Here is a 25,298-nt window from a genome sequence, read left to right on the forward strand (position 1 = left end):
ACTCCTCTCCCCGAAAAATAACCCAAAGTTCATATGCCTCATTTGCATCCATTGTTCCCCATCCTGCCAGCCGATGGAAACCAGCGCTGGTAACCACAGCTACATCGTGCAATCGTTCTATCGCTCACCCGTCGCCTTTAACATCTCCCGAAGGCCTGCAAAAAACAGAAAATGGGATTCCTGAAAACGGAATTTTTAAAAAAAGAGATAACTTGAATTTAAACTGTACCAGAAAAATTAAACCAGACGGCAACGTTGGCCATCGATCACGGAAAAGACTATATGAAGTTTCACTATATCATTTTAATTGGAGCGATAACGACCATTGTTACTTATACCAGTTGTAATCAGCAAAAGAGCGGTGCTGCCAGCACCATTCATACTGACAGTATCAAACCTGATAAAAAACTATATACCCGGAATGCGGCGGCTATAAAAAAACAAAACGATTTGCAAATGACGATGGAGCTGGACAATCCTAAGCTCAGGTACCGTTATACAGCAGCTGATGTAAACATTGCGCTGCCAGTTATTGCCGATGGTTTGGCCGAAAAACATTTCGTTACTTTATCTGATGCAGCCTTTCAGGAAAAAATGAAATCGCTCTTCGGCGACATTTATGATGCTGAAAAATGTAAGACCAAAGATCACGAACAATTCGTCACTTTACTTGTGGATAACAAAGAACGGAATCGCGAATACGACTATACCGTCGACAATATATTCCTGTCAAAAAAGTATAAATTCATTACCCCGGTGCCTCTCATCGGTGACTATGTTAATTTTACGGATAGCTTGCATTACACAATCAGTATGCGTCCGGTGGATGTTTCCAGGAATAAATATCTTTTAAACGACAGCAAAGCTGATCTGTCCGTTCTTTTAAACGACGATTCCCTTTTTCTCAAAACACTGGTAAAATCGTTCGGTTACACGAAAGAACCCAGGATTAACGACCTGGTCATGAATGATTACCTGAGAATGCAGGAAGATAAAATGCCCCTTGCAGGAGAAATCATTTTTGTAAAAGACTGTAACGGAAAACTGATCATAAAAGAAGAACTCCTGGACTGGATCAAATCCCATACTACGGAAACGGATATACGCTTTCTTGAAGCACTGGATGCCTATACTTTTGATCTGTATGAAAAGCGTAGTGATATAGATGGCAGAGGCTATGTAAACCATCCATTCGATTACTTTACACTGGATGAAAAGCGAAAGATCGTAGCATATATTGCTAATATCTACGTGCCGTTATATCATGAGCTGAAACCCAAACACCCGGAGCTGTGGCCGGAAGAGGAACTATTGAAGAACCATCTGTTCACGAAAGATCCCGGATTAAGAGAGTACCTGAGCCAACAAAAATATTTCTCGCTCCCTGCACTGAGGCAGGAGCTTGATATAGCTGTTATCAAATAAATTAAGCATAAAAAGCGTAGATCCAGGCGAATAATCTTAAATCGTCCGGATCTATGCTTTTTATGCTTAATTCCTTTCTGCAATCTTCTTCAATCCCGCCAACACCGCTTTCCAGTTCTCCACAGAATGTTCATAAGCTTCCGAACTGAGAAAGTTTTCCTGGGTAACGGTAAAGTGAATATCCTTGCCGGACGGTTCGAGGAGGTAGTGAATGATGGCATAGTTTTCCGGCTTATCTTCCTTGCCGGAGCTGAGGTAATTATATACCAGGCGTTTGTTTTCTTCTACTTCCAGTACCTTCCCTGTTTCCTCATAGTATTTTCCTTCCCATTCGCCGGACCATATAATAGCGCTGCCTTTTTTCCAGTCTGATTTTACATCGGTGCCAAAGAAGTATTCTTTAATAGTGGCTTTATCGGTAAGCGCATGCCATACACTGGCAGCCGGAGCATGAATGGTAATAGATTCCGTCAGTTTCAATTGCTTGTCCATAATATGGTGTTTTTATATTTTCACAATATTAAGCTGCCTCCGGGGGAGTGGATTGCATTTTACGGATTAATTCTAATCGAATTAGGAGTAACGCCGAACATTTTCTTGAAGGCATTGTTGAAATGCTGCGGGGTGGAGTAACCCAGCTCATACGCTATTTCAGCAGAGGTTTTAGTGGTATTCAACAGGTACTGGTTGGCCATTTGCAGGCGCTGACCCGAAAGATATCCGAACACGGTTGTATTAAAGGTTTCCTTAAAGCCACGCTTTAGCTTGTATTCGTTGAGCCCTACCATTTGGGCAATCTCACTCAATCCCGGTGGATCATTCAGCCGGTCGTTGATCAGATCCCGTACAGCAATGAGTTTTTCCTTATCGGATTTACTCCTGATAAAGAGCTCTTTCTTAGCCGCCACATAATTATATGCTTCCGCAGACAGTACTAATAACTCAATGCTCTTCGACAAGAGGAATAATTTCCTCATCTGTCCGGAATAGCGGCAATGCAGCACCTGGCTGATTACCTGCTGAATATTGGTATCAATCGGGCCCCAGTATTCGGAGAGCAGCACCGGCTTTCCATTCAAAACATCTTCACAAAAACACTTCAGTGGCTCATTTCCATTGGTAGTAAATGCAATGAATTGTTCTTTGGGAAAATCTACACCGAATGTTTCTATGACAGTCGCTTTCGGAGTCACCGCTATCTCAAGCCCTTTGGAATACATGATATTATGATGCCCGCCAATCAGATCGAAGCGGCGGTTCAGCTGTTTATAATCAAAAGCATAATCCCCTTTCAGCCCGAAATGCAGGCGTACCACGTCCAGATCGTTGCTGGCATTCATGGTGTCTTTCATATCGAAACTGCTGTGGGTATAGGTAAGCCGTATATCGTCACAATACCAGTCTGTAATGTTGGTGATACTATGTGGTGTAACTAATTTCCGGATGTTGGTGGTTGCCTCCATAACACGCCAAAATTACGAATAATAACTACCTTTAGCTGACGTCATTTCTTTGAATTCTACAATTATTCCTGTTATAACTACAATTCCCCGGATGTTGTGCCGGGTATCTTTGTAAAGCATTTAATTAAACGGAAAACTTATGAATTACAGAAAACTTGGAACAACAGATATCATGCTCTCTGCCATTGGGCTGGGGTGTATGGGTATGAGCCATGCGTATGGTGTACCGGATGATACAGAATCAATTGCCACCCTTGAAAAGGCGCTCGAACTGGGCATCAATTTCTGGGATACTGCGGATGTATACGGCGCCGGCAAAAATGAAGAACTGATCTCAAAAGTATTGAAGCCCAATCGGGACAAGATCGTTATTGCCACTAAATTTGGCTTCACCACAGCTTCCGATGGCACTATGAATTTTAACGGGTCGCCTGCCTATATGAAGAAAGCAGTTGAAGCCAGCCTGAAAAGACTGCAAACGGATGTGATCGATTTGTATTATGCCCACCGTATCGATCCCAATGTTCCTGTAGAAGAAATGGTAGGTGCCATGGCTGCACTGGTAAAAGAAGGTAAGGTTCGCTACCTGGGTCTTTCTGAAGCGTCCGCCAATACCTTACGCAAAGCCCATGCTATATATCCTATCAGCGCATTACAAAGTGAATATTCCCTGCTGACGCGCGATGTAGAAAAAGATATACTTCCTACCTGTAAAGAGCTGGGAATTACTTTTGTGCCTTTTAGTCCACTTGTTCGCGGCCTCGTTACTCCCGAGCTGGACGTAACCAAACTCGAAGAGGGCGATTTCCGTAAATCCCTGCCCCGCTACCAGGGCGATCACGTAGAAAACAACCGCCAGCTGACGGCCGGTTTCGCCGCGCTCGCTGCCGCCAAAAACTGTACGCCGGCACAACTCGCCCTCGCATGGGTACTGGCCCAGGGCGATAACATCGTTCCCATTCCAGGCACTAAGAGAAGAAAGTACCTGCAAGACAATGCAGGTGCTATCGATGTACAACTAACTGCCGCGGATATGCAGGACCTGGAAACGCTGCTGCAGAAATTCCCTAATACCGGCGCGAGGTATGGAGAATCGATGAACAGGCTGGTAGATAAGAATTAAAAAAACGGAAACAACTCATTCTCCACATGAGCTTCCTTCATATACTTTTCCATACGGCGAACAATATCAGGATGCGCAGCCGCTATGTTGTGGGATTCTGAAGGATCGGTAGAAAGATCATATAATTCAATAGGAGCATCAGGATGATGCATCGCATGTTGACGCACTGCCTTCCATTTGCCCTGACGTACTGCCTGCCGGCCTCCGTCTTCATGAAATTCCCAATACAGGTAAGGATGTTGCTGCTGACCTTTGCTACCGGTGAGGGTAAGCAGCAGGGAAACACCATCTGTATAAGCCACCGCCGGGGCATGGGTCAGGGCTGCAAGGGTGGGCATAATATCCCAGAATGCTCCCTGGAAATCATTGGTGCTACCTGCCTTGATCCGACCCGGCCAGCGGGCAATAAATGGTTCGCGGATACCCCCTTCGTACAGATCGCGCTTTGCACCTTTCAGGCCGCCACTGCTGTTGAAGAATACAGGGTCTGCCCCACCTTCTTTATGTGGACCATTATCGCTCGTAAATATTACAAGGGTGTTCTTGTCGAGCCCCAGTTGCTGCAATCGTTCCATCACCTCTCCTACGTAATTATCCAGGCGGATTACCATGGTCGCAAAAGTGGCATGAGGATATTCCTGAGACGCATAACCAGGTACCTTTGCGCCCGGGCCATAGTCATTCCCTTTATAAGGCTTTTCTGCAAACCGGCCTTTAAAATGCCTGAAGAGGCTATCATCCGGCACCTGCAACTCGGCATGGGGCAGCGTGTAAGTAAGATAAAGGAAAAACGGCTTATTCCTGTTCTCGTCGAGGAAACGAAGCGCCTGCGCCTGTATCATATCCGGCGCATAGGTTTTCATCTGTTCCAGTTGACCGTTCGCATCGAGCGTCACCCTGGTTTCATTATCCCACAGATGAGTCGGGAAGTAGCGATGCGACTGCCGCTGGCAATTGTAGCCGTAAAATTTATCGGTACCGTGGCGCAGCGGATCGCCGGATGAGCCCACAGGCCCCAGTCCCCATTTACCGAAAATCCCGGAAGTATAACCGGCTTTTTTCAGTATATCCATGATCGTTATAACGGTATCGGCTATAGGCTGTTGTCCTTCCGGATTAACTTCCTTATTGCCTCTGATAAAGGTATGCCCTGTATGTAATCCGGTGATAAGGGAAGCCCGGGATGGAGCACAAACAGAAGTGCCTGCATAAAACTGTGTAAAGCGCATGCCCTGCTTCGCCAACTGATCAATATGAGGTGTGCTGAATTGCTGCTGACCGTATGCACTCAGATCTCCATAGCCAAGATCATCTGCAAGAATAAAAACAATGTTTGGGGTAGTTGCTTTCTTTTGCTGTGCGGATGCAGCACCTGCCAGTGATGCCAGTATAACCATACCGGCAAAAATTTTCATGTCCATAGTCCTGATATTAACTTGTATCCGTCAGCCTGCAATCATTGGCATAATCACACTATCACTTTCTAAAGACTAACCATTGAGGCTGACAACAGCTCAAAATACAAAGTATTTTCTGTTTTTTTCAGGCATCCGGCAGCGCTATTAACCTTTAGCTTTTTAGTCTTTAGAAAGATTTACTGTGTTTCTTTCTAAAGACTAAAAGCTAAAAAAAGGACTTCCTTACAAAGTAAATACTTTACCACCCACCATTACTTCCTGCGTTTGCTCATCAAAGGTAGCCTTCATTCCGGAGCGGTATGCGGCGTTTCCCATGATCAGAGCAATGGAGTGGGAATAGGCAGCTTCAATGGGGGCATTGGGCTGCTTACGGTCACGCACACACGACATCCAGTTACGGACATGCGCGTTCGTCAATGAATCACCGCCTGTATTGGCGCTGGTATTTACAGCTTCAGCATTGCTGAGAGTGAGGCTCGGCAGCAGGTTCGCATGCAGGCCCATTTCTTTGGCTTCTTTTTCAGTAAGGCCGCCGGTAGGACTGATAGTGTTGGTAGACATATCGATGGTGCCGCCATTGGAATAATATATTTCCTTAGTACCGCCGGCAGAGTTATGAAAGCGGCTGCTATACATTACCTGGAAACCGGTGTTGGGATCATTTTCCGGACCGTAGTCGAAAACGGCGGTGAGGGTATCCGCATTTTTACGACCGTCTTTCCACATGTATATGCCACCGTTAGCCACTGCGCTGCGAGGATGTTTCAGGCCGCTAAACCAGTGTACGGTATCGATCTGGTGTGTCATCCACTGACCGAAGATGCCGGAGGAATAAGGCCAGAAAAGACGGAACTCCAGGTATTTACGGGGATCCCAGGTATCCTGGGGCCGCCCTGCCAGGAAGCGTTTCCAGTCGGTATCTGACTCCCGTATGCTTTTCACCAGATCCGGCCGGCGCCAGCGCCCCGGCTGGTTTACGTTCCAGGTCATTTCCACCATCGTAATCGGACCAAACTTCCCCTGCTGAATAAAATCGGCCGCTGCATGATAGCTGGGGCCACTACGGCGTTGTGTACCTACCTGCATAATACGACCGGATTCCTTTACTGCTTTGAGTGCATTTCTGGCTTCCAGCATCGTTTCTGCAAAAGGCTTTTCGCTATATACATCACAGTTATGTTTCACTGCCTCAATGGTATGATAGGCATGCTGGAAATCGGCCGACGCAATGAATACCGCATCCAGATGTTTGATCTTATACAACTCATCGTTGTTCACGCAGGCCTGTACATCATGCCCGGTTTTCTGCTGCAGGAAAGCCTTTCCTTCTTCCCTCCTGCGGTTCCAGATATCGGATACAGCTATCAGGTCGAAATTGAGTTCCTTATTGTTGTTGAAGAATGCCGGCATCAGGGCCTGGCGTGCACGATCGGAGAAACCTACCAGGCCAACGTTCACCCGGTCATTGGCCCCCATGATACGGGCATAGCTGCTGGCTGGCATGCCCATGGCGCTCAGGGTGATACCTGCTCCCGCCAGTAAAGATTGTTGCAGGAATTCCCGCCTTGTTTTTGATTCAGACATATAGAAGGAGTTTTTCTTTTATTAATGAACATCAGTTTTCCATGCTTCTTTCAACTGGCCCTGCAGATAATCGAGCGCAGGCTTGTAATCCCTGGCCGGGTTATCCCATCTGCATTCCATCATAATATGACCAGTGAAACCAATCTTATGCAGCGCTGCGAAGTAAGGCCTGAAATCATCACCTGCCACCCCGGGTGCCGTACGTTTGTCTCGTTCCGCAATATGGCAGTGCACCAGGATACCTTTTGCTTTCTCAATATTGGCGGCCGGTTCATGCTCTTTCAGCATGTGATAGATATCGGCCGTAAGCCTGAAATTAGGATGATGTATGGCCTTTACAATTCTGATTGCCTCATCCAGTGTGTTGATAAAATTCGTTTCTGTACTGTTCAGATTTTCCATGGCAATGATAATGCGATACTTCGCCGCCACTTCAGCCATCTTGCGCCCCAACGCAATGAACTGCGTGGTTGCTTTCTCTTTGTCGGCCCCCTCCGGCAGCCGGCGGGCATCGCCGCTTCCCAGCACTATCAGCTGTATCCCGGCCACCCTGGCCCGCTGCATCACTGAATCAACATAGCCCAGCACCCTGGCCTCGTTCACACCATCGCCCGCGATGCTGATATGCCCCGGAATAAAACCATTACAGCTGACCACTTTACAACGTGCCTGACGCAGCGCTGCTACTTCTTCTGCAAACTGAGTTTCCCCCATGGAAGGCGCCAGTATTTTCCTGACCGATTCTTCCAGGAATGCAAACCCATTCGCCGCAGCAAGACTATCATTCGAAAAAGAGGAACAAATTCCAATAGCAGGTAATGACGTTTGTGCATTCGATTGCAAAAACGTGGATAAAATGAGGACTGATAATAATAACAACCTGGTCTTCATAACGTTAGAACTATTTATGTAAAAGTGGAACAACTTTAAGATAGTATCTAATTCCGGAAAAACAAAATCCGGTGGACGAGTGGTATTATTTCTTCCGGTTGATAATTTCCTGCCGGTCAGCCGTTAGTACGGCCACATATTCTTCAGGGGTTTGTGCGGACAACATGGGAATAGTTTTTAGTACCCGGCTATACCACGATAAGTAAAATTCCTTAACAGATATAACTATTATCTTTGTTGAATGGACCCGTTATTAACCCTTCATATCAGGATCATCAACCAGGTTTTTGAACTGGATAAAAAAACTGCCGACCGGCCGGAGCTGTCATCTTTACAGCGAAATATAGATCGTATTAAACAACATTTTGAGGAAGCAGGTTATACCATCCTGAATCCGCTGGGAGAGCCTTATCACGAAACCAGGCTGGATTATGAAGCCAGCATTTCCGGTGATATCGGAGCTGAAATGGAAATCGTAAATGTGATCAAACCAATTGTGTATTTAAGCAACGACGGACAAAAATCCATCTTACAAAAAGGAGTTGTGATAGCAGCTGCAAAATGAACTTATGAGTAACCAGATAAATTTCGGCATCGACCTTGGCACCACCAATTCGCTGATAGCCAGGTTTGGCAATGGTACTGTGGAAATATTCAGGAACCCGCTGGGCCAGAAAGAAACACTGCCTTCGGTAATCGCTTTCAGGAAAGACCGGATCATTGTGGGCGATAAGGCACGGGAGCTGATTGAAAAAGATCCGGAAAATGTTTTCTCTGCCTTCAAAAGAAAAATGGGCACCTCCGAATCGTTTTTTGTACCTAACATCAACGATTTCAAAACGCCGGTGGAGCTGTCGGCCATGGTGTTGCGGGAACTCAGAAACTTCATATACAGCGGTGAAAAACCAACAGCGGTGGTAATCACTATTCCTGCATCTTTCGATACCATTCAATCCAACGCTACCAAAAAAGCCGGTTACGACGCGGGTTTCGGGGAGGTGTTGCTGTTACAGGAACCTATTGCTGCCAGTCTTGCTTTTGCGAACAAACAGGCCAATCCCGTTGGCCTGGAGGGGCAATGGCTGGTATATGACCTCGGCGGAGGTACCTTCGATGTGGCACTGGTGAAGATTGTTGAAGGAGAAATGCGGGTAACAGATCATGAGGGAGATAACTACCTCGGCGGTATTGACTTCGATATCGCGATCATTGAGCAGCTGGTACTGCCTGCCGTGCAGCAGCAATACAACATTCCGGAACTGCTGACGGAGATGCGCAGTGCCAGAGGTAAATACAATACCCTATACCACATCCTGCTGAAAAAAGCAGAAGAGGCTAAAATGCAACTTTCTTCCAGCCTCACAGCTGAAATAGAATTTGAAATAACCGATGTTAACGGAGATGAACAGGAAATATATATCACCATTACCCGCGAACAATTTGAAAATATTGTACAGCCGCGCATCGGATATTCCATTGGCCTGGTGAAAAAGATATTGGAGCGCAATCAGTTGACAGCGGCCGATTTGCAGGAAATAGTGATGATAGGTGGCAGCACTTATATCCCGTTTGTAAAACAGGAAGTAGCGGCACAACTTGGTATTGTCGTCAACTGCAGCGTTGATCCTACTTCTGCAGTAGCAACAGGCGCCGCATGGTATGCAGGCAGCAAAAGTACCTCTGCTCCTCCATCTCCCGAAAAGAAAACTAACACCCGCAGTGATATTCAATTCAGAACTGCATATCAGAAGAACACGGCCGACAAAGAAGAATATTTTACAGCTATTGTTAGCGGTGCGATAGATGGACTAAGCTACCGTATCATCAGAAGCGACGGTGGATACGACAGTGGTATCAAAATACTACGGGAACGCATATCCGAAATGTTGTTGCTGATGGAAAATACCAACAATGTTTTTCAACTGCTGGTGTATGATGCCGCGCACAACGAAGTGCCTGTTGATGCGCCCGTGATCAGCATTTCCCAGGGCAAATTCAATATCCACGGACAACCTTTGCCCAACGACATCTGTATAGAAATTGATGATCCGGAAAACAATACAACCAGGCTGGAGCTCATTTTCGAAAAGAATGCCATACTGCCGCTGCGGAAAACGATTGTGAAAGAAGTAACGAGAAGCATCATGCGTAGTGGGAGCGACAGCCTCATCATCAATGTGCTGGAAGGAAGCCGCTATGCTATTCCCGGCAGTTGTGTGCCACTGGGTACCATCGAAATAAAAGGCAGCGATATGATCACCGATCTTGTAAAAGGCTCTGATGTGGAAATCAGTTTACAGATCAGCGAAAGCCGCGACCTGTCTGTCGAAGCCATCTTGCTGATGAATGAACAAACATTCTCGGAAGTGTTCAGCCCGTTGGAAAGAAAGATCAATACCACGAAGCTGAAAGATGATATCCGTGAGTTAAGGCGACAGGCAGCCGATAAACTGAAAACATTTTCCAGGACCCAGCAATTTGAACTGGCTGCTACCGTTAGCCAGATCCAGGCGGAGTTGGATCATATCTCTACCCGCCTGCACCTGCTCAGCGCCGACGATGTAACAGATGAAAAATACCAGCTGGAAGAAAAGAAGCGTAAGCTTGCCCAACAACTCGATATGACCGGTAAAGATCAGCTGATCGTGGAGATCACTGAAAAGTATTTCGAGTGGAAAGAGTACTGTCTTGACGTGATTCAGCACGCGGACGATAAAGCCCGGCTGGCGAGGTATGAAAAGATCATTGCAGATGAACCCCGGTTCCTTTCCTTTCAAAACTACTATACCATCAAAGCAAAACGAGCGGAACTGATAGACCTGGCCTGGGAAATACGGCAACATCTGCCTGACACCTGGATCAGCCAGTACTATTATTACGCCGCCATTCCAACAGATGACTATACCGATCCAAACAATGCAACACGATTAAAAGACGCCGGAGAACGGGCATTGGAGCGAAAAAATTATGAAGAGCTGAAAGTGATCGTGAACCAGCTGTATCGTCTGACACCTGACGCGAAAAAGCCATCAGAGCTGAAAGGCACTGGTATCGGCTAAAGGCCAACACTCAGTTCTACCCCATCTGCATTATTATCCAGCAGATTAAGTGCCAGCGCCCCATTATGTTGCATTATTTCCAGCGGAATATAACGCTGCGACTTTTTCCAATACGATGGGTCGAGTACAAATGTCAGTATACCATCCAGTAAAAAATCCCTGGAGGTCAGGTAGGGTTTCCTGAAGAAGCCCTGTAACCGGTAGGTACTATCGCCCGCCGGAGCAGATGTAGCCTTCAGATTTCTATCCCAACCATCTCCCACATAGGTAATCAACCGGTTTGCTGCCAGCTGTAAAGGCATGAAAATACTATCGTGTGGTGCAATATAGCAGGAATAAAAAGTATCAGGTGTTTGTATCATGGCCACAGCAGGCACTGTCAGCCGATTGTATAAAAGTATGTTCTGCCGGTGCAGGGGATCTGTAAAGTCCGACGCAGCCGTATCGGACACCTGTAGTGCCGCTTCCGGCGTGGCTTTATGCGGAGTGGTATCAGGCCAGTGTGCATGCAATGCTGCCATCATGCCGGGGCCGTACACATCTTCTCCGGTATGTACAGCATCTGGTTTGATCAGGTCGCCTGCGTAATAATTCATGGTATCCTGCAATTGCACCAGCATGTACTTCACCAGCTCATTTGTTCTGGCGCCGGGGGTAATGTCTGTATTCTTTGCAACGACAGGCTTTGGGAATAGCGGGCGTTCATGTCTATTAACTGTCCAGGTCAGGAACAAAGTAAGAAGAGCCACCGCTAGTATAGAAAACGTACGGTCATTGGCCCAGCCGGGCGGGTCGCCCTTCCAGAGCTTATGCATGAATGCATCGAACTTCGACAGCTGTGGCAACCTGTTCTTATCCCACGCTATTAATTCATTCCGGCGCACTTCTGCCCGCTCCTGCACATAGTCGGTGGTGTGCAGTTCCCTTACCAGTAAAATGGTATCCATGGCAAAGTCGCGGTGCTTCCCGTATGCGGCCAGCGCCAGGTTGATCATGGCAATGCCATAATCGCTACGCCAGCTGCGGAATTCCTCCGGCAGCAGATTTAACTGAGCTATGAGTGTTTTATTAGCCAGCTCCCATAATACATGCATATGAACATAGCCGCCGTCATTCAGTTCCTCATTATACAGCTTCAATTGTTCTTCCAGCACTGCGCCATAGCGGAATATGCGCCGGTAACATTTTGTCAGGTATTCACCATTCATCAGCAGTCTGCCGCCAAACAGCCACTTCATCTCCTGCAAATTCTTTTTCTTAAAACTTTCCAGGACTGCCGCAGTGAATACTGGTTCAAAATAAGGGGAAATAAATGTCAGGAAGTTGTCGTCACTATATCGTACCTCTGCTGCAATAAAACCGGTGATCTGCCCGGTTTCCAGGAAATGCAGCAACACCGGATCCCGGCTGATCAGCTGATGGAAGGCCAGCTGACCGGGTGTCTGCAGCTGATCGAAAAAAAGTAACAGCTCATGCCTGCTGAAAGTGATGTTGTTTACATGCAACATCTTATCTTCCGACAGTTCCAATTCTGCCATCATTTTTTTACGGAGACGGGATAACGCAACGGCATCTTCGGGGTTAACCGGTCCATCGCTCATTTTCTCCAGGAATGTCAATGGATTGAAGTAGAGCATGGTGTAAGTTACAGAAAGTCTTTAGTTTTTAGTAAATGCAGCGGAGATCATATTATGGTCTTCGCTGCATTTACTAAAAACTAAAGACTAGAAAAGCAGAAACGCAATAACCAGCGTAATCAATACATTGAACGTTTGTGCTATCAAAAAGGCGTACACCGGTTTTCTGCTTTCGGCGCCTATCAGATCCTTGAAGTTGGTTTCCAGGCCGATGCTGGTGAACGCCAGTGCAAACCATAGTCCCTGCAGGCTTTTCAGCGGCGCCTTTACCGGCTCGATAGTGGCAGGCGACAGCAGAAAGGAAAATACCAATGAGGCAATGATAAAGCCGATAACAAATTTGGGGAATCTTTCCCAGATCACTTTCAGCGTGGGTTTCGTTTCACTATCGCTGGCATTGGGATGTTTGGTATAAGTCCAGTATACGGAGATCGCAAAAGCAGCTACTCCCAATAATACATTCTGTGAAAACTTAACGATAGTGCTGATCTTCAGTGCCGTTTCACCCACCAGTGAACCGGATGCCACTACAGCACCGGTAGTGTCTATACTGCCTCCAAGCCAGGCTCCCGTTACTTCCTGGGAGAAATTAAAATAGTGGGCAATCATCGGCATAAAGATCATCATGGGAATGGCAGTGATCAGTACGAGGGAGATTACCAGCGAAAGCTTTTTCGCATCTCCCTTAATAGCTCCCGAAGTAGCAATGGCAGCAGATACACCACAAATAGAAACCGCGCTCGATAGCATCATGGTCAGTTCATTATCTATCTTCAGCCGTTTACATACCCAATAGGAGAAATACCATACAGAAAATACCACTATCAGTGCCTGTATCAGTCCGAGCGAACCTGCTTTCAGAACATCTGAAAAAATAACGGTAGTACCCAGCAATACCAATCCTATTTTCACAAAAAATTCAGAGGTCAGTGATTCCCTGAACCAGTCGGGCAGGCGGAAAATATTTCCTATCAGCAGTCCGATGATAAGGCTGAAAATAACGGCTTCCAGGCCCAGATCGTTCAGCGCTGCATTACCGGCTACAATTAATGCGAGGGTAGTTAACAGAAATACTGCCGGGAATACCAGCAATGTATTCTTCACTGATCTGCCGGTAAGCAAGGCACCCAGTGCTGCGATCAATACCACTATCAAAAATTGCCCGCCGATCTTTGCCAGATTAGCACCGGTAAGCACTTTGCCGGTCAGATCGGCGGCTGTGCTCCATTTATACACAGGTAATGGTACAGGTACTCCCAACAGGGCAACGATGATGATAAGGAAGCCCAGGGCAACGATGGCCCAGTCTTCCTGTAAATAAGACTTAACTGCAGACATATCTATAAGTTCAATATAGTGACGGTTTAAAACAAATCTTTCAGTACAGTATTTGCCGCATGAAATCCGCACATGCCATGCACTCCTCCGCCCGGTGGGGTGGCAGAGGAACAGATATAGATCCCTTTGGCCGGTGTACGGTAAGGCGTTATTCGTATAGCCGGCCGCGTATACAATTGCCTTAGATCAATGATTCCTCCGTTGATATCTCCGCCAACATAGTTGGGGTTATATACTTCCATTTGCTGCGCATTCATGGTATGCTTTGCCAGGATCAGTTTCCGGAACCCGGGTGCAAAGCGTTCGATCTGCTGTTCAATGGCGGCAGTCATATCCGTTGCAGAGCCATTTGGTACGTGGCAGTAAGCCCAGGCAGTATGTTTGCCGGCAGGCGCTCTTTCATCAAACAAACTTTGCTGTGTAAGCAATACAAACGGCGCCTGACTGTGGATACCGCTGTACGCCTGTTGCTCCGACAAGGCTACCTCCTCAAACGTGCCTCCGATATGTACTGTTCCTGCCTGGCGGCATTCCGGCGCTGTAAATGGAATGGGGCCATCCAGTGCCCAGTCGACTTTGAATACCCCCGGACCATAGCGGTATTGCTCCAGCTGCCGCCTGTAGCCCGGCGTAAAGCGCGAGCCGGCAATCGTCAGCAGTTGCTTCGGGGTCAGATCAAATAGTACGGCCCTGTGAGCCGGCAACTGTTCCAGGTTACTAACGCGAACGCCTGTCTGAATTTCACCACCCAGCGAAATAAAATACTTCGCCAGCGCATCGCCAATGGCCCGGGAGCCACCTTTGGGAATAGGCCATCCAAAGCGGTGCCCTGCTGCCGACAATACGATACCGATAGCTGAGGACGCAGCATTGGTGAGTGGCTGTATGGAATGCGCCGTCATGCCTGCCCATAAGCCCCTGGCCTTAGTGGTGGCAAAGCGTTTGGCGATGGCTGCTGCGGAACGCAGCGCATCCAGGCCGAAACGTGCCATAATAAACGGATGCTCCGGGATCGTTAATGGCCCCAGTATGCCGGCTGCCAACGCTTCCCATTGATCTGCCACCGGCTGAACAAGCCGGCGATAAACAGTTTCATCTTTCCCCAATGCCTGGGCTGTTTCATCGATAGAACGGCTCAGGAAAGCAGCCGTACCATCGTCGAATGGATGAGCCGCTGCAAGCGCCGGCTGAATCATCTCCAGGCCGAAATCGGCTAAGGGCAATGTGGATAAGAACGGAGATCCCATTGCCATAGGATGCACGGCAGAACAGACATCGTGATAAAAACCGGGCAGTGTCAGCTGCTCAGTACGCATACCACCTCCGATGGTGTCTTTTGCTTCCAGTATCAGTACAGATAACCCTGCCTGTTTTAAACGAACAGCGGCGGCTAAGCCGTTAGGGCCTGAACCCACTATGATCGCATCGTAATCTTTCTTTTCCATTCGGTGGTTGGTGATCGAGCTATTAGTCTACAAACTTAATATACTATTAATGGGAATGCAAATTTTTTTATGAACGGCGGATATTTATCCTGCTATCTCTGCTGCATCATACACCGGTGCACCTCCTTCCCTTCCGGCTACCAGCGCACCCAGCCTGTTGGCAAATGCCAGGCATGCTGCGGCCGGTTGCTGTTGTATTAAGCTATGCAGGAAACCCGCCAGGAATGCGTCTCCACTACCGATAGTATCTACCACCTGTACCGGTATTCCCGGCTCGTTATAAAAAGTATTATTCATCCAGAGCAATGCACCATCTGCTCCTTTGGTAACCACTATCACCGGTATCCTGAACCTGGCACTCAGCTCTTTCACGGCTGTTTCCATATCTGCATAGCGTGTATGCCAGGCCGTGATCAGCTCCAGCTCCTGGTTATTCAGTTTCAGCACATGGCATTCCTGCAACAGCCATTCGATATGTGCCTGTGTATAATGCGGCTCCCGGAGGTTTACATCCAGCACCTTCGTAAGATCTGCTTTCAGCAACTCCGTCAGGGTGCACTTCGTTACCTCATGCCGGGAACAGAGGCTCCCAAACACTACATACCGGCTGTCGGACCGCTTAACCCGCGCTTCCAGGGCCGGCGTCCATTCGATAAAGTCCCAGGCCGAGGGGAATACAATATCATAGCGAACATCGCGTGGATTACTCATATCGGCAAATACCCGCCCCGTTTCATGTAAGGGATCGGTTTGTATCAGAGAAATATCTATTCCCATGACAGACAGCATATCCGTCAGCAGCCTGCCCCGCTTGTCGTTGCCTATCTTTGATACCAGCGCTACCTGTTCGCCCAGCCGCTTCAGATGGTATGCTACATTCATCACTGCTCCTCCGGGCACTTCTTTCTCAGGCAGGATATCCCATAACATCTCTCCAAAACATACGATACTGTCTGTCATAATTTTTCCTGTTTTGATACGCAGGTAACAATGAGTATTTACCTTTGCTTTGTCTCTACAAAATACGATAAAGCCCTTATATTTATCATATGAACACACCACATCAGGAACAGCACTTAAAAAGCTCGGATTTTATTACGGATATGGTCATCGGTATGAGCGACGGTCTTACCGTGCCGTTTGCGCTGGCTGCGGGCCTTAGCGGCGCTGTAAGCAGCAATAGCATTATCCTCACCGCCGGCATCGCGGAAATTGTGGCAGGTTGTATTGCGATGGGCCTGGGTGGATACCTGGCCGGCAAAACGGAACTGGAACATTACGATAGCGAATTAAAACGCGAATACGATGAAGTGCAGCATGTACCGGAAAAGGAAATAGAGGAAGTGAAAGAAATATTTGCAGAATACGGACTCAGTGCAGAGGCACAACAGTTGATTGCAACGGAGTTGTCGAAAGACAAGGACAAATGGGTGAATTTCATGATGAAATTTGAGCTGGGGCTTGAAGCACCTGATCCGAACCGGGCCAGGAAAAGCGCGCTCACAATAGGTGCTTCCTATTTTGTGGGAGGGTTGCTGCCATTATCAGCTTATATCTTCACCGCAACCCCGCAACAGGGGCTGATTGGTTCCACTATACTCACAGTGATCTGCCTGTTTGTATTCGGTTATTTTAAAAGCAAGGTAACGGGTCAGCCACCGCTGTCCGGTGCGCTGAAAGTAACTATGATCGGCATTCTGGCTGCAGCTGCGGCTTTCGCCATTGCCAAACTGGTTGCCTGATTTGTTTACAACTATTTATCCGAAATTTGTTACCCAATTTAAAAGAGTATGAAAGTTTGCATTGCTGAAAAACCCAGCGTGGCAAGGGATATTGCAGAAGTGATCGGGGCAGCACAGCGTAAAGACGGTTATTATGAGGGGAATGGCTACCAGGTAACCTGGACCTTCGGACATTTCTGTACCCTTAAGGAACCGCACGACTACTACGAGCAATGGAAGTTCTGGCGACTGGAAGATCTGCCGATGATACCTCCCAGCTTCGGCATTAAACTCATTGAAAATTCAGGCGTACAAAAGCAGTTCAAAATAATCGAAAACCTGGTGCAGCAATGCGACGAAGTAATTAACTGCGGGGATGCCGGGCAGGAAGGAGAACTCATACAACGCTGGGTGCTGCTTAAAGCCCGGTGTGCGGCGCCTGTAAAACGGCTGTGGATATCTTCCCTAACGGAACAGGCTATACGCGATGGCTTCAGCCACCTGAAAGAAGCAGACCAGTACAACAACCTCTATGCTGCCGGCAGCGCCCGGGCAATAGGCGATTGGCTGCTGGGTATGAATGCCACACGCCTGTTCACTAAAAAATTTGCGCAGGGCAAAACGGTGCTTTCCATAGGACGGGTGCAAACGCCTACCCTTGCCATGATTGTACAACGGCAGAAAGAAATCAACGCCTTTGTTTCGGAAGACTACTGGGAGCTCAAAACCATTTACCGGGAAACGGAATTCACCGCTACCATCGACCGGCTCAAGAGTCCGGATAAAGCTGCCAAAGGGCTTGCCTATCTGAAAGAGCATCCGTTCGAGGTCACATCTTTCGAAAAAAAAGACGGCAAAGAAGGCAATCCGCGCCTGTTCGACCTCACCGCCCTGCAGGTGGAAGCCAATAAAAAATTCGCGTATACTGCAGATGATACGCTGAAACATATCCAGAACCTTTACGAAAAAAAACTGGTCACCTACCCCAGGGTAGATACCACGTATCTCTCTGAAGATCTGCATCCCAAGATTGCGGGCATCCTGCAGGATCTGACGCCATATGCTGCGCTGACCGCGCCGCTGCTGGCTAATCCTATCCCCAAGCTGAAAACCGTTTTTGACGACAAAAAAGTAACGGATCACCACGCCATCATTCCTACCGGTGTATATCCCAGCAGTCTTCCGCTCGAAGAAAAGAAGATATACGACCTCGTGGCACGCCGCTTCATCGCCGCATTTTATCCGGAATGTAAAATCTCCAATACCACCGTGCTGGGAAAAGTAGGCCAGGTACCATTTAAAGTAACCGGTAAGCAAATCCTGGAACCCGGCTGGAAAGAAGTATATGCCAATGATGTGAAGGAAAAAAAGGAAGGTGAGGAAGAAGAAAAAATACTGCCACATTTCGAAGCAGGTGAAAGCGGTCCGCATACACCCCGCATTCACCAGGGAAAAACTTCTCCCCCCAAAGCCTTTACAGAAGCCTCTTTACTGAGAGCCATGGAAACAGCAGGCAAGCAGGTAGATGATGAAGAAATGAGGGAGCTACTGAAAGACAACGGTATTGGCAGGCCTTCCACACGCGCCAATATCATTGAAACTTTGTTCCGCAGGAAGTACATAGAAAAGAAAAAGAAGAACATCTATGCCACTCAAACCGGCATGGATCTTATCGATACCATACAATCTGAATTACTGAAAAGTGCCGAGCTTACAGGCCAGTGGGAACGCAAACTACGCCTCATTGAAAAAGGCGAATATGCCATGGAAACCTTTAAGGACGAGCTGATACAGATGGTAGTGGATCTTACCAAAGAAGTAAAAACCGCCAGCTATAAGTTCATTACCGTTGCCCCCGATCCTCCACCGGAACCAGTGGAAAAGGAAAAGCCAAAGAAAGAGCCCAAGCCGAAAAAGGCGGTGGTATTGGAAGAAATACAATGCCCCAAATGCAAGACCCATCTGCTTCGCAAGGGCAACACAGCCTATGGCTGCGCCAATTTCAGGGAATGCGGCTTCAAGCTGCCTTTTGAAATATTCGGCAAAAAACTGAACGACAAACAACTCGCTGATCTGCTCACCAAAGGCAAAACTTCCAGATTAAAAGGCTTCAAACTGCCGGGCAGTACTGATGAAACAGAAGGTAAACTGGTGATGGGTGAGGATTTCAGCCCCCGGTTGGAACAATAACCGTTCGTATAAAATAATGAGAAAAGCAAAACGCATCTGTTATCTTGTTGGTGAATTATCAACCAGGTATACATGCTTTCTACGTTTAAAACTCAGGTACTGTTATTTATTCTCTTTTGTTCATCGGGCTTTAGCAGCCTTGCGCAGCAGGCTACGCCCTGCGCTCCTGCCACCCTTCAATGCGAGCACCTGCCTACTCCACTTGGTGTGGATGCCCAACATCCCCGCCTCAGCTGGCAACTGGCCGACCAGCGCGACAATGCCCGGCAAACCGCTTATCTTGTTCGTGTAGGTACTGATTCCCTTTCCCTGGAATCCAACCCGGTATGGACTTCCGGCCGGGTGAACACCTCCAGCATATTAGTGCCCTACCAGGGTAAGCCCCTGCAACCATTTACCCGCTATTACTGGAGCGTGGAAGTATGGGATAAAGACGGGCATAAATCCGCCCCCGTTCGCTCCTGGTTTGAAACCGGTATGATGCAGCAAAGCAACTGGAAAGGCGCCTGGATTAGCGATGGTACGGATGTGCAGCTTAAACCCGCCGCCAGTTTCAGGAAAGTATTCTCTACCACTAAAACGATTAAAACAGCCCGTGCATACATTGCCGTAGCCGGACTATACGAACTGTATATCAATGGCCGCAAAGCCGGCACACACCGCCTCGATCCCATGTATACACGATTCGACCGGCGCACCCTTTACGTTACCTACGATGTGACACCGCTGTTGCAGCAAGGCCAAAACGCCATTGGCGTGCTGCTCGGCAATGGCTGGTACAATCACCAGTCCACCGCCGTATGGAACTTCCACGAAGCCCCCTGGCGCGGCCGCCCCGCATTTTGTATGGATCTTCGTATAACCTATACCGATGGCAGCACAGCAACCATCAGTACAGGCAAAGACTGGAAAACAGCGCTGGGACCAGTTGTATTCAATAGCATTTATACCGCTGAACATTACGATGCCCGCCTGGAACAGCCCGGATGGAACACCACCAGCTTCGACGATAGCAAATGGCATGATGTTATATTCCGCGCGGCGCCATCGCCGCATATCGTTTCCCAGCTGCTTTATCCCGTGGAGAACGTAGAAGAGATCCCCGCTGTGGCGATGCGCCGGGTAAATGACACTACCTGTATATACGACCTCGGCAGAAATATTGCCGGTGTTAGCCGGATCAGGGTAAGCGGTGCCGCCGGCACCGTAATACGCCTCAAACACGGCGAACAACTCGATAAACAGGGGCGCGTAGACCTTTCCAATATCATAGTGCATTACCGCCCTAAAGACGACAGCGATCCTTTCCAGACGGATATATTTACACTAAGTGGCAAGGGCGAAGAAACCTTCATGCCCCACTTCAACTACAAAGGCTTTCAATACGTGGAAGTGAGCAGCAGCCAACCGGTTCAGCTGACGCAGCAAAGCCTGACCGGCTATTTTATGCACAGCAATGTACCTCCTGCCGGGCATATCAGTTGCTCCGATACGATGATCAATAAACTGTGGTCGGCCACGAATAATGCGTATCTGTCGAACCTGTTCGGATACCCGACCGACTGCCCGCAACGTGAAAAGAACGGCTGGACGGGCGATGCGCAGATTGCCATCGAAACAGGGCTGTATAATTTTGACGGCATCACGGTATATGAAAAATGGCTCGCCGATCATCGCGATGAGCAGCAGCCCAACGGCGTGCTGCCGTCTATTATTCCAACCGGCGGCTGGGGCTATGAATGGGGTAACGGGCCCGACTGGACCAGCACCATTGCCATTATTCCCTGGAATATTTATTTGTTTTACGGAGATACCACCCTGCTCGCTGCCTCTTATGAAAACATACGCCGCTATGTAGATCGCATCACGGCTATAAGTCCATCTGGTTTAACTACCTGGGGCCTGGGCGACTGGGTACCGGTGAAATCGCAATCGCCGGTAGAATTCACCTCTACTGCTTACTACTATGCAGACGCGCTCATCCTCTCCAAAGCCGCGCGACTATTCGGCAAAACCGCCGACTACCAGCAATACAGTGCGCTGGCAGAAAAGATTAAAAATGCATTCAACACCAAATACCTGAACAGTGCTAACGGCATTTACGATAAAGGACTGCAAACAGAACAGAGCGTGGCATTATACTGGGGCCTTGTTCCCGAAGCCATGAAAAGCAAAGCAGCAGCGGCGTTGGCGCAGCGGGTAGCTGCAGACAATTATCATCTCGACGTAGGATTACTTGGCACTAAAAGCATACTCAATGCACTCAGTGAAAATGGTTATGCCGATATCGCCTACCGGCTGGCAGCCCAGCGCAGCTTCCCTTCCTGGGGTTACTGGATCATGAATGGCGCTACTACCCTGTACGAAAACTGGGATATCAATCGTGCTACGGACCTTTCGAGGAATCATATTATGTTTGGGGAAATCGGCGCCTGGATGTATAAAGGGATAGCCGGCATCAGGCCGGATGAAAATGCACCGGGCTTCAGAAATATCCTGCTGCATCCGTTTTTCCCGGCGGAGCTGGAGCATTTCGAAGCCAGTCATTACAGTCCGTATGGCGCTATTACCACCTCCTGGAAACGCGAAGGCGCCGCTATCCGATACAGTGTCAGCGTACCCGCCAATGCTACAGCCGACATCTATTTTCCTGTCTCTCTGCAACAAAAAATATACATGAACAATCATCCTCTGGCGCTTCAGGCGGATGCTAAAGGATTACGTTATCATATTACTGCCGGAACAAAGGAATTTCAGATCCGGTAAGCCGGATCCCTGGGGATAATTTCCACTCCTTTCTTTCCCGCTATGACCGCAACGTGCGCCATATTGTAAAAAAGAGAAGTTTCCAGTATACCGGGAATTCCCTTCAGGCGGGCATTCAGACTGTCTAATGGCGGGAAAGAACGGAACCAGATATCGATCAGCATATTGCCATTTTCCGTGATCACCGCGCCATCTTTTTTGTTGCTGAGCCGGATTTCAGGCCGGGCCAGCGAAAACAGGCTGCTGAGCCTTTTCAGCACAAATGCCATTGCTTCAGGCAACACTTCAATCACCACCGGAAAAGTAGTATACAATTGCGCCACATATTTGGAGCCATCCCCCACGAGGATAAATTTTTCTGCCATAGCGGCCAGCAGCTTTTCATGCGTGTGAATACCACCGCCGCTTTTCAGGGCATTCAGCTGATGATCCAGCTGATCGCAGCCGTCGAAGTACAGATCCAGTGCAGCGGTATCGCTTACTGCCTGTGTCCGGAAGCCGTGTTCTTTCAGTAATTGTAAAGTATTGTAGGAAGATGTAACCGTGGTAATGCTTTCGTGCAATGCTGCGCGCTCTTTCAGAAAATTCACCATCAGGGCGATGGTAGAGCCTGCGCCAAAACCAACGACGTGCCCGGGTTGTATAAAATTCAGTGCTGCAAGTGCTGCTTCTTCCTTCATAATGATATTTTTGATGATCCTGGTGAAACAAAGATATAGCCATTCGGGTTATCCTGCATCACCAGGATCATCAGAAAAATCATCCTTTGAGCACGTAGCTCATCCCTTTCTTTGTGTTGAAGGTTAGTATACCGTTATGGTACTGATGCGGAATAACGGCGCCGTTGAGGTCTTTCACCACGGTGCTTCCCGGCAGTTGTATGCGGCAGGGCAGTCCACTGTTGGAGCGGATACTGATATCTTTTGCCTGTTTATTTTTCCAGGAGAAGCTTACCACAAAGCCATTCACAGCGCAGAGTCCTTTTACTTTTCCTTCGCTGAACGATTCATTATCCGGCAATGCGGGCAGCAGGCGGATAATATTTTCCGCGCCGTGGCTTTGCAGGAGCATTTCCGCGATACCCGCTACGGCGCCCAGGTTTCCGTCGATCTGGAACGGAGGATGTGCGCAGAACAGGTTGGCGTAGGTACCTGCTCCTGAATTCATTTGAATTTCACTGCCAGCAGCAGCTGGCGTCCAGAGAGCATGGAGCATTTTGTAAGCGTGGTTGCCATCACCTAGGCGCGCCCAGAAGGCGATCTTCCAGGCACGTGACCAGCCGGTGCCGGCGTCGCCCCGCCGAAGCAGCGTTTTCTCCGCAGCTGCCGCCAGATCAGGCGTATCCCAGGGTGTAATTTCATCGTAAGGATACAGGCCATACAAGGGGGAAACATGGCGGTGATGCGGATCTGCTTCTTTATAGTCGACCAGCCATTCCTGTATACCACCGGTAGAAGCACTGATCTGATTGGGTGCAAGGCGGCCCAGCACCAGTTTAAGGCTATCGGCCCAGGCCTTATCTGTTTTCAGGATCTGTGCTGCTTCCAGGTTTGCGTGCAACAACTCGCGGCCTATCTGCATATCCATCGTGGGGCCCATGCAGGTTTGCCCCTCCCGGCCATCGGGCAGCACGTACGCATTCTCCGGCGAATTGGAAGGCGCCGTTACCAGCCACTGGTGCGATGGTTCGGTGATAAGAATATCTTTATAAAACAGCGCGGCACCTTTCAGCACCGGGTATATTTCCTTCAGGAATTGCTGATCGTTTGTATACTGGTAATGTTTCCAGAGATGACTAACTACCCAGGCACCTCCTGTGAGTGCAGATCCCCAGCTGGCCCCTTCTCCGGGGGAAGTAAAACCCCATGGATTGGTGATCACATGCGCCACCCAGCCACGGGCTTTGTAATAGGTTTCTGCAGTATGCCGGCCGTACTTCGACATCTGTTTCGCCAATGTAAACAGCGGCTGATGGCAGTCGGACAGGTTGGTGACTTCTGCCAGCCAGTAGTTCATCTCCACATTAATATCCAGGTGATAATCGCCATTCCAGGGCGTCTGGTATTCCTCTGCCCACAGGCCCTGCAGGTTAGCAGGCATTCCGTTCTTACGGGAAGAGCTGATCAGCAGATAACGGCCGAAATTAAAATACAGTGCCGCCAGCGAAGCATCCTGCCCGTTTTTCTGCAGGCGTTCCAAACGCTGTAACGTAGAGATATCTTTTACGGCGTCCTGTGCTTTATCTGTAAACGACAACCTGCAACGATCAAAGAAAGAAGTGTAGTCCGCCACGTGGTGGCGCAGCAGCTCCGGCCATTTTACGGCCACCGCTTTCGCAATATCCGTCTTTACCTGAGGCATCGGATCCGGCCCCGGTTTCTCAACATTGGGCCAGTTCATATTTGTATGAGCTGCCACCAGCAATAAACATTCGTCGGCGCCGCTTACCACTACCTGATCCTGTTGTTGCGTTTTAGTGCCTCCTTTCGTCAGTACTTTCAGCACAGCAGCGTATTTCACACCCGCGTCCCCATTACCGCCATCCAGCATTCCGTTCATTTCCACGGCATCCCCAGCTACGCGGATGCCGGCCCTTTCCCGGCGATACAGGCCGGTACTGAAGGAAAGTCCGCCAGGTTTGTTACTCGTTAACCTGATCACCGCCACCTGTTGCGGAGCGGATACCAGTACCTCTTCTTTAAAGGCAATGCCATTCCTCTCCCAGCTCACTGTGCCTATAGCGCTATCGAGCCTTAACACGCGTTGGTAATTACGTATATCCGATACCGTATCTTTCCATTGTATAAAAAGATCTCCCAGGGTCTGGTAACATCCGAATTTCACTTTAGCCCCATTACCGCTACCGGAGCCGGGGCCCTGGCAGATAAAATATTGCTGCAGCACCTGCTGTGCTTCGATATTCTTTCCCTCCAGCAGCAGCTGCCTTATCTGCGGCAGGTATTTCACCGCTTCGCGGCTGTCGGCGTCCTGAACACCGCCCGCCCACATGGAAATTTCATTCAGTACAATTCGTTCCCGGTTGGTATTCCCGAACACCATGGCTCCTATCCGGCCGTTGCCTAAGGGAGCAGATGCCGTAAAATGTTTCGCCGGTTCATCGAAACGTACCGTTACATCGGATTGCGCAGCAGTGGCTAAGGTAGCCAGTAAAAGTGCAGTAGATAGCGTGGAATATTTGTAGCGTTTCATCATTCTATCAAGATAGAGAAAATAGGTG

General features: G+C 48.6%; 18 protein-coding genes. 7 read left to right on the forward strand and 11 right to left on the reverse strand.

The genetic code is table 11. The features are described from left to right. Positions 1 to 255: 255 nt before the first annotated feature. On the forward strand, positions 256 to 1,425 hold the full coding sequence (locus tag UNH61_RS22685) for a hypothetical protein (protein ID WP_326994296.1): 1,170 nt from the start codon (positions 256 to 258) through the stop codon (positions 1,423 to 1,425). Positions 1,426 to 1,491: 66 nt separating this feature from the next. On the opposite strand, the gene UNH61_RS22690 is transcribed toward UNH61_RS22685, so the two are convergent. Both UNH61_RS22690 and UNH61_RS22695 read right to left on the reverse strand, forming a co-directional pair. Continuing rightward, a complete protein-coding gene (locus tag UNH61_RS22690) occupies positions 1,492 to 1,917 on the reverse strand; it encodes an SRPBCC family protein (RefSeq protein ID WP_326994297.1) in 426 nt (141 codons plus the stop codon). 59 nt (positions 1,918 to 1,976) lie between these two features. Further along, a complete protein-coding gene (locus tag UNH61_RS22695) occupies positions 1,977 to 2,888 on the reverse strand; it encodes an AraC family transcriptional regulator (protein ID WP_326994298.1) in 912 nt (303 codons plus the stop codon). Positions 2,889 to 3,027: 139 nt separating this feature from the next. Between UNH61_RS22695 and UNH61_RS22700 the strand changes: the two genes are divergently transcribed. After that, positions 3,028 to 4,011, forward strand: a complete 984-nt coding sequence (locus UNH61_RS22700) for an aldo/keto reductase (RefSeq protein ID WP_326994299.1) — start codon at positions 3,028 to 3,030, stop codon at positions 4,009 to 4,011. Here UNH61_RS22700 and UNH61_RS22705 read toward each other — a convergent pair. The 3 genes from UNH61_RS22705 to UNH61_RS22715 form a co-directional block, all read right to left on the reverse strand. Continuing rightward, complete coding sequence (locus tag UNH61_RS22705) at positions 4,008 to 5,432, reverse strand: arylsulfatase (protein WP_326994300.1); 1,425 nt, start codon at positions 5,430 to 5,432, stop codon at positions 4,008 to 4,010. The genes UNH61_RS22700 and UNH61_RS22705 overlap by 4 nt on opposite strands. 219 nt (positions 5,433 to 5,651) lie before the next feature. Then, entirely contained in the window at positions 5,652 to 7,013 is a 1,362-nt protein-coding gene (locus tag UNH61_RS22710) for a Gfo/Idh/MocA family oxidoreductase (RefSeq protein WP_326994301.1), read from the reverse strand. Positions 7,014 to 7,034: 21 nt separating this feature from the next. Continuing rightward, the gene (locus tag UNH61_RS22715) at positions 7,035 to 7,904 is read right to left on the reverse strand and encodes a sugar phosphate isomerase/epimerase family protein (RefSeq protein ID WP_326994302.1); all 870 of its coding nucleotides are present in this window, start codon (positions 7,902 to 7,904) and stop codon (positions 7,035 to 7,037) included. Positions 7,905 to 8,145: 241 nt separating this feature from the next. On the opposite strand from UNH61_RS22715, the gene UNH61_RS22720 reads away from it, so the two are divergent. Next, positions 8,146 to 8,469, forward strand: coding sequence for a hypothetical protein (locus UNH61_RS22720; RefSeq protein ID WP_326994303.1), 324 nt, complete (start codon positions 8,146 to 8,148; stop codon positions 8,467 to 8,469). A gap of 4 nt (positions 8,470 to 8,473) precedes the next feature. Beyond that, positions 8,474 to 10,963 (forward strand): Hsp70 family protein, encoded by a 2,490-nt coding sequence (locus UNH61_RS22725; protein ID WP_326994304.1) that lies wholly within the window; start codon positions 8,474 to 8,476, stop codon positions 10,961 to 10,963. Here UNH61_RS22725 and UNH61_RS22730 read toward each other — a convergent pair. From UNH61_RS22730 to UNH61_RS22745, 4 genes are all read right to left on the reverse strand, one after another. Then, on the reverse strand, positions 10,960 to 12,600 hold the full coding sequence (locus UNH61_RS22730; RefSeq protein WP_326994305.1) for a hypothetical protein: 1,641 nt from the start codon (positions 12,598 to 12,600) through the stop codon (positions 10,960 to 10,962). The genes UNH61_RS22725 and UNH61_RS22730 overlap by 4 nt on opposite strands. Positions 12,601 to 12,687: 87 nt before the next feature. Then, positions 12,688 to 13,938: a putative sulfate exporter family transporter gene (locus tag UNH61_RS22735; RefSeq protein ID WP_326994306.1), complete on the reverse strand. Its 1,251-nt coding sequence runs from the start codon at positions 13,936 to 13,938 to the stop codon at positions 12,688 to 12,690. Positions 13,939 to 13,964: 26 nt separating this feature from the next. Then, on the reverse strand, positions 13,965 to 15,383 hold the full coding sequence (locus tag UNH61_RS22740) for an NAD(P)/FAD-dependent oxidoreductase (RefSeq protein ID WP_326994307.1): 1,419 nt from the start codon (positions 15,381 to 15,383) through the stop codon (positions 13,965 to 13,967). A gap of 84 nt (positions 15,384 to 15,467) precedes the next feature. Further along, positions 15,468 to 16,343, reverse strand: coding sequence for a carbohydrate kinase (locus UNH61_RS22745; RefSeq protein WP_326994308.1), 876 nt, complete (start codon positions 16,341 to 16,343; stop codon positions 15,468 to 15,470). Between the two features lie 89 nt (positions 16,344 to 16,432). Between UNH61_RS22745 and UNH61_RS22750 the strand changes: the two genes are divergently transcribed. The 3 genes from UNH61_RS22750 to UNH61_RS22760 all read left to right on the forward strand — a co-directional run bounded on the left by UNH61_RS22750 (position 16,433) and on the right by UNH61_RS22760 (position 22,060). Then, on the forward strand, positions 16,433 to 17,125 hold the full coding sequence (locus UNH61_RS22750) for a VIT1/CCC1 transporter family protein (RefSeq protein ID WP_326994309.1): 693 nt from the start codon (positions 16,433 to 16,435) through the stop codon (positions 17,123 to 17,125). A gap of 48 nt (positions 17,126 to 17,173) precedes the next feature. Next, entirely contained in the window at positions 17,174 to 19,294 is a 2,121-nt protein-coding gene (locus UNH61_RS22755; RefSeq protein ID WP_326994310.1) for a DNA topoisomerase 3, read from the forward strand. A gap of 72 nt (positions 19,295 to 19,366) precedes the next feature. Next, the gene (locus UNH61_RS22760) at positions 19,367 to 22,060 is read left to right on the forward strand and encodes a family 78 glycoside hydrolase catalytic domain (RefSeq protein WP_326994311.1); all 2,694 of its coding nucleotides are present in this window, start codon (positions 19,367 to 19,369) and stop codon (positions 22,058 to 22,060) included. Here the strand turns inward: UNH61_RS22760 and rpiA are convergent. Together rpiA and UNH61_RS22770 are read right to left on the reverse strand one after the other, a co-directional pair. Then, positions 22,048 to 22,740 carry a ribose 5-phosphate isomerase A gene (gene rpiA / locus UNH61_RS22765; RefSeq protein WP_326994312.1) on the reverse strand — a complete coding sequence of 231 codons (693 nt, stop codon included), beginning with the start codon at positions 22,738 to 22,740 and terminating at the stop codon, positions 22,048 to 22,050. The genes UNH61_RS22760 and rpiA overlap by 13 nt on opposite strands. Before the next feature lie 79 nt (positions 22,741 to 22,819). Beyond that, entirely contained in the window at positions 22,820 to 25,273 is a 2,454-nt protein-coding gene (locus UNH61_RS22770) for a glycoside hydrolase family 95 protein (protein WP_326994313.1), read from the reverse strand. Positions 25,274 to 25,298: the final 25 nt, after the last annotated feature.

The organism is Chitinophaga sp. 180180018-3, from assembly GCF_037893185.1.
GTDB lineage: Bacteria > Bacteroidota > Bacteroidia > Chitinophagales > Chitinophagaceae > Chitinophaga.

What these genes read in the sequence shown, in the direction of transcription:
- UNH61_RS22690 (WP_326994297.1), bottom strand. Translation starts at nt 1,917, where the DNA reads ATGGACAAGCAATTGAAACTGACGGAATCTATTACCATTCATGCTCCG.
- UNH61_RS22695 (WP_326994298.1), bottom strand. Translation starts at nt 2,888, where the DNA reads ATGGAGGCAACCACCAACATCCGGAAATTAGTTACACCACATAGTATC.
- UNH61_RS22700 (WP_326994299.1), top strand. Translation starts at nt 3,028, where the DNA reads ATGAATTACAGAAAACTTGGAACAACAGATATCATGCTCTCTGCCATT.
- UNH61_RS22705 (WP_326994300.1), bottom strand. Translation starts at nt 5,432, where the DNA reads ATGGACATGAAAATTTTTGCCGGTATGGTTATACTGGCATCACTGGCA.
- UNH61_RS22710 (WP_326994301.1), bottom strand. Translation starts at nt 7,013, where the DNA reads ATGTCTGAATCAAAAACAAGGCGGGAATTCCTGCAACAATCTTTACTG.
- UNH61_RS22715 (WP_326994302.1), bottom strand. Translation starts at nt 7,904, where the DNA reads ATGAAGACCAGGTTGTTATTATTATCAGTCCTCATTTTATCCACGTTT.
- UNH61_RS22720 (WP_326994303.1), top strand. Translation starts at nt 8,146, where the DNA reads ATGGACCCGTTATTAACCCTTCATATCAGGATCATCAACCAGGTTTTT.
- UNH61_RS22725 (WP_326994304.1), top strand. Translation starts at nt 8,474, where the DNA reads ATGAGTAACCAGATAAATTTCGGCATCGACCTTGGCACCACCAATTCG.
- UNH61_RS22730 (WP_326994305.1), bottom strand. Translation starts at nt 12,600, where the DNA reads ATGCTCTACTTCAATCCATTGACATTCCTGGAGAAAATGAGCGATGGA.
- UNH61_RS22735 (WP_326994306.1), bottom strand. Translation starts at nt 13,938, where the DNA reads ATGTCTGCAGTTAAGTCTTATTTACAGGAAGACTGGGCCATCGTTGCC.
- UNH61_RS22740 (WP_326994307.1), bottom strand. Translation starts at nt 15,383, where the DNA reads ATGGAAAAGAAAGATTACGATGCGATCATAGTGGGTTCAGGCCCTAAC.
- UNH61_RS22745 (WP_326994308.1), bottom strand. Translation starts at nt 16,343, where the DNA reads ATGACAGACAGTATCGTATGTTTTGGAGAGATGTTATGGGATATCCTG.
- UNH61_RS22750 (WP_326994309.1), top strand. Translation starts at nt 16,433, where the DNA reads ATGAACACACCACATCAGGAACAGCACTTAAAAAGCTCGGATTTTATT.
- UNH61_RS22755 (WP_326994310.1), top strand. Translation starts at nt 17,174, where the DNA reads ATGAAAGTTTGCATTGCTGAAAAACCCAGCGTGGCAAGGGATATTGCA.
- UNH61_RS22760 (WP_326994311.1), top strand. Translation starts at nt 19,367, where the DNA reads ATGCTTTCTACGTTTAAAACTCAGGTACTGTTATTTATTCTCTTTTGT.
- rpiA (WP_326994312.1), bottom strand. Translation starts at nt 22,740, where the DNA reads ATGAAGGAAGAAGCAGCACTTGCAGCACTGAATTTTATACAACCCGGG.
- UNH61_RS22770 (WP_326994313.1), bottom strand. Translation starts at nt 25,273, where the DNA reads ATGATGAAACGCTACAAATATTCCACGCTATCTACTGCACTTTTACTG.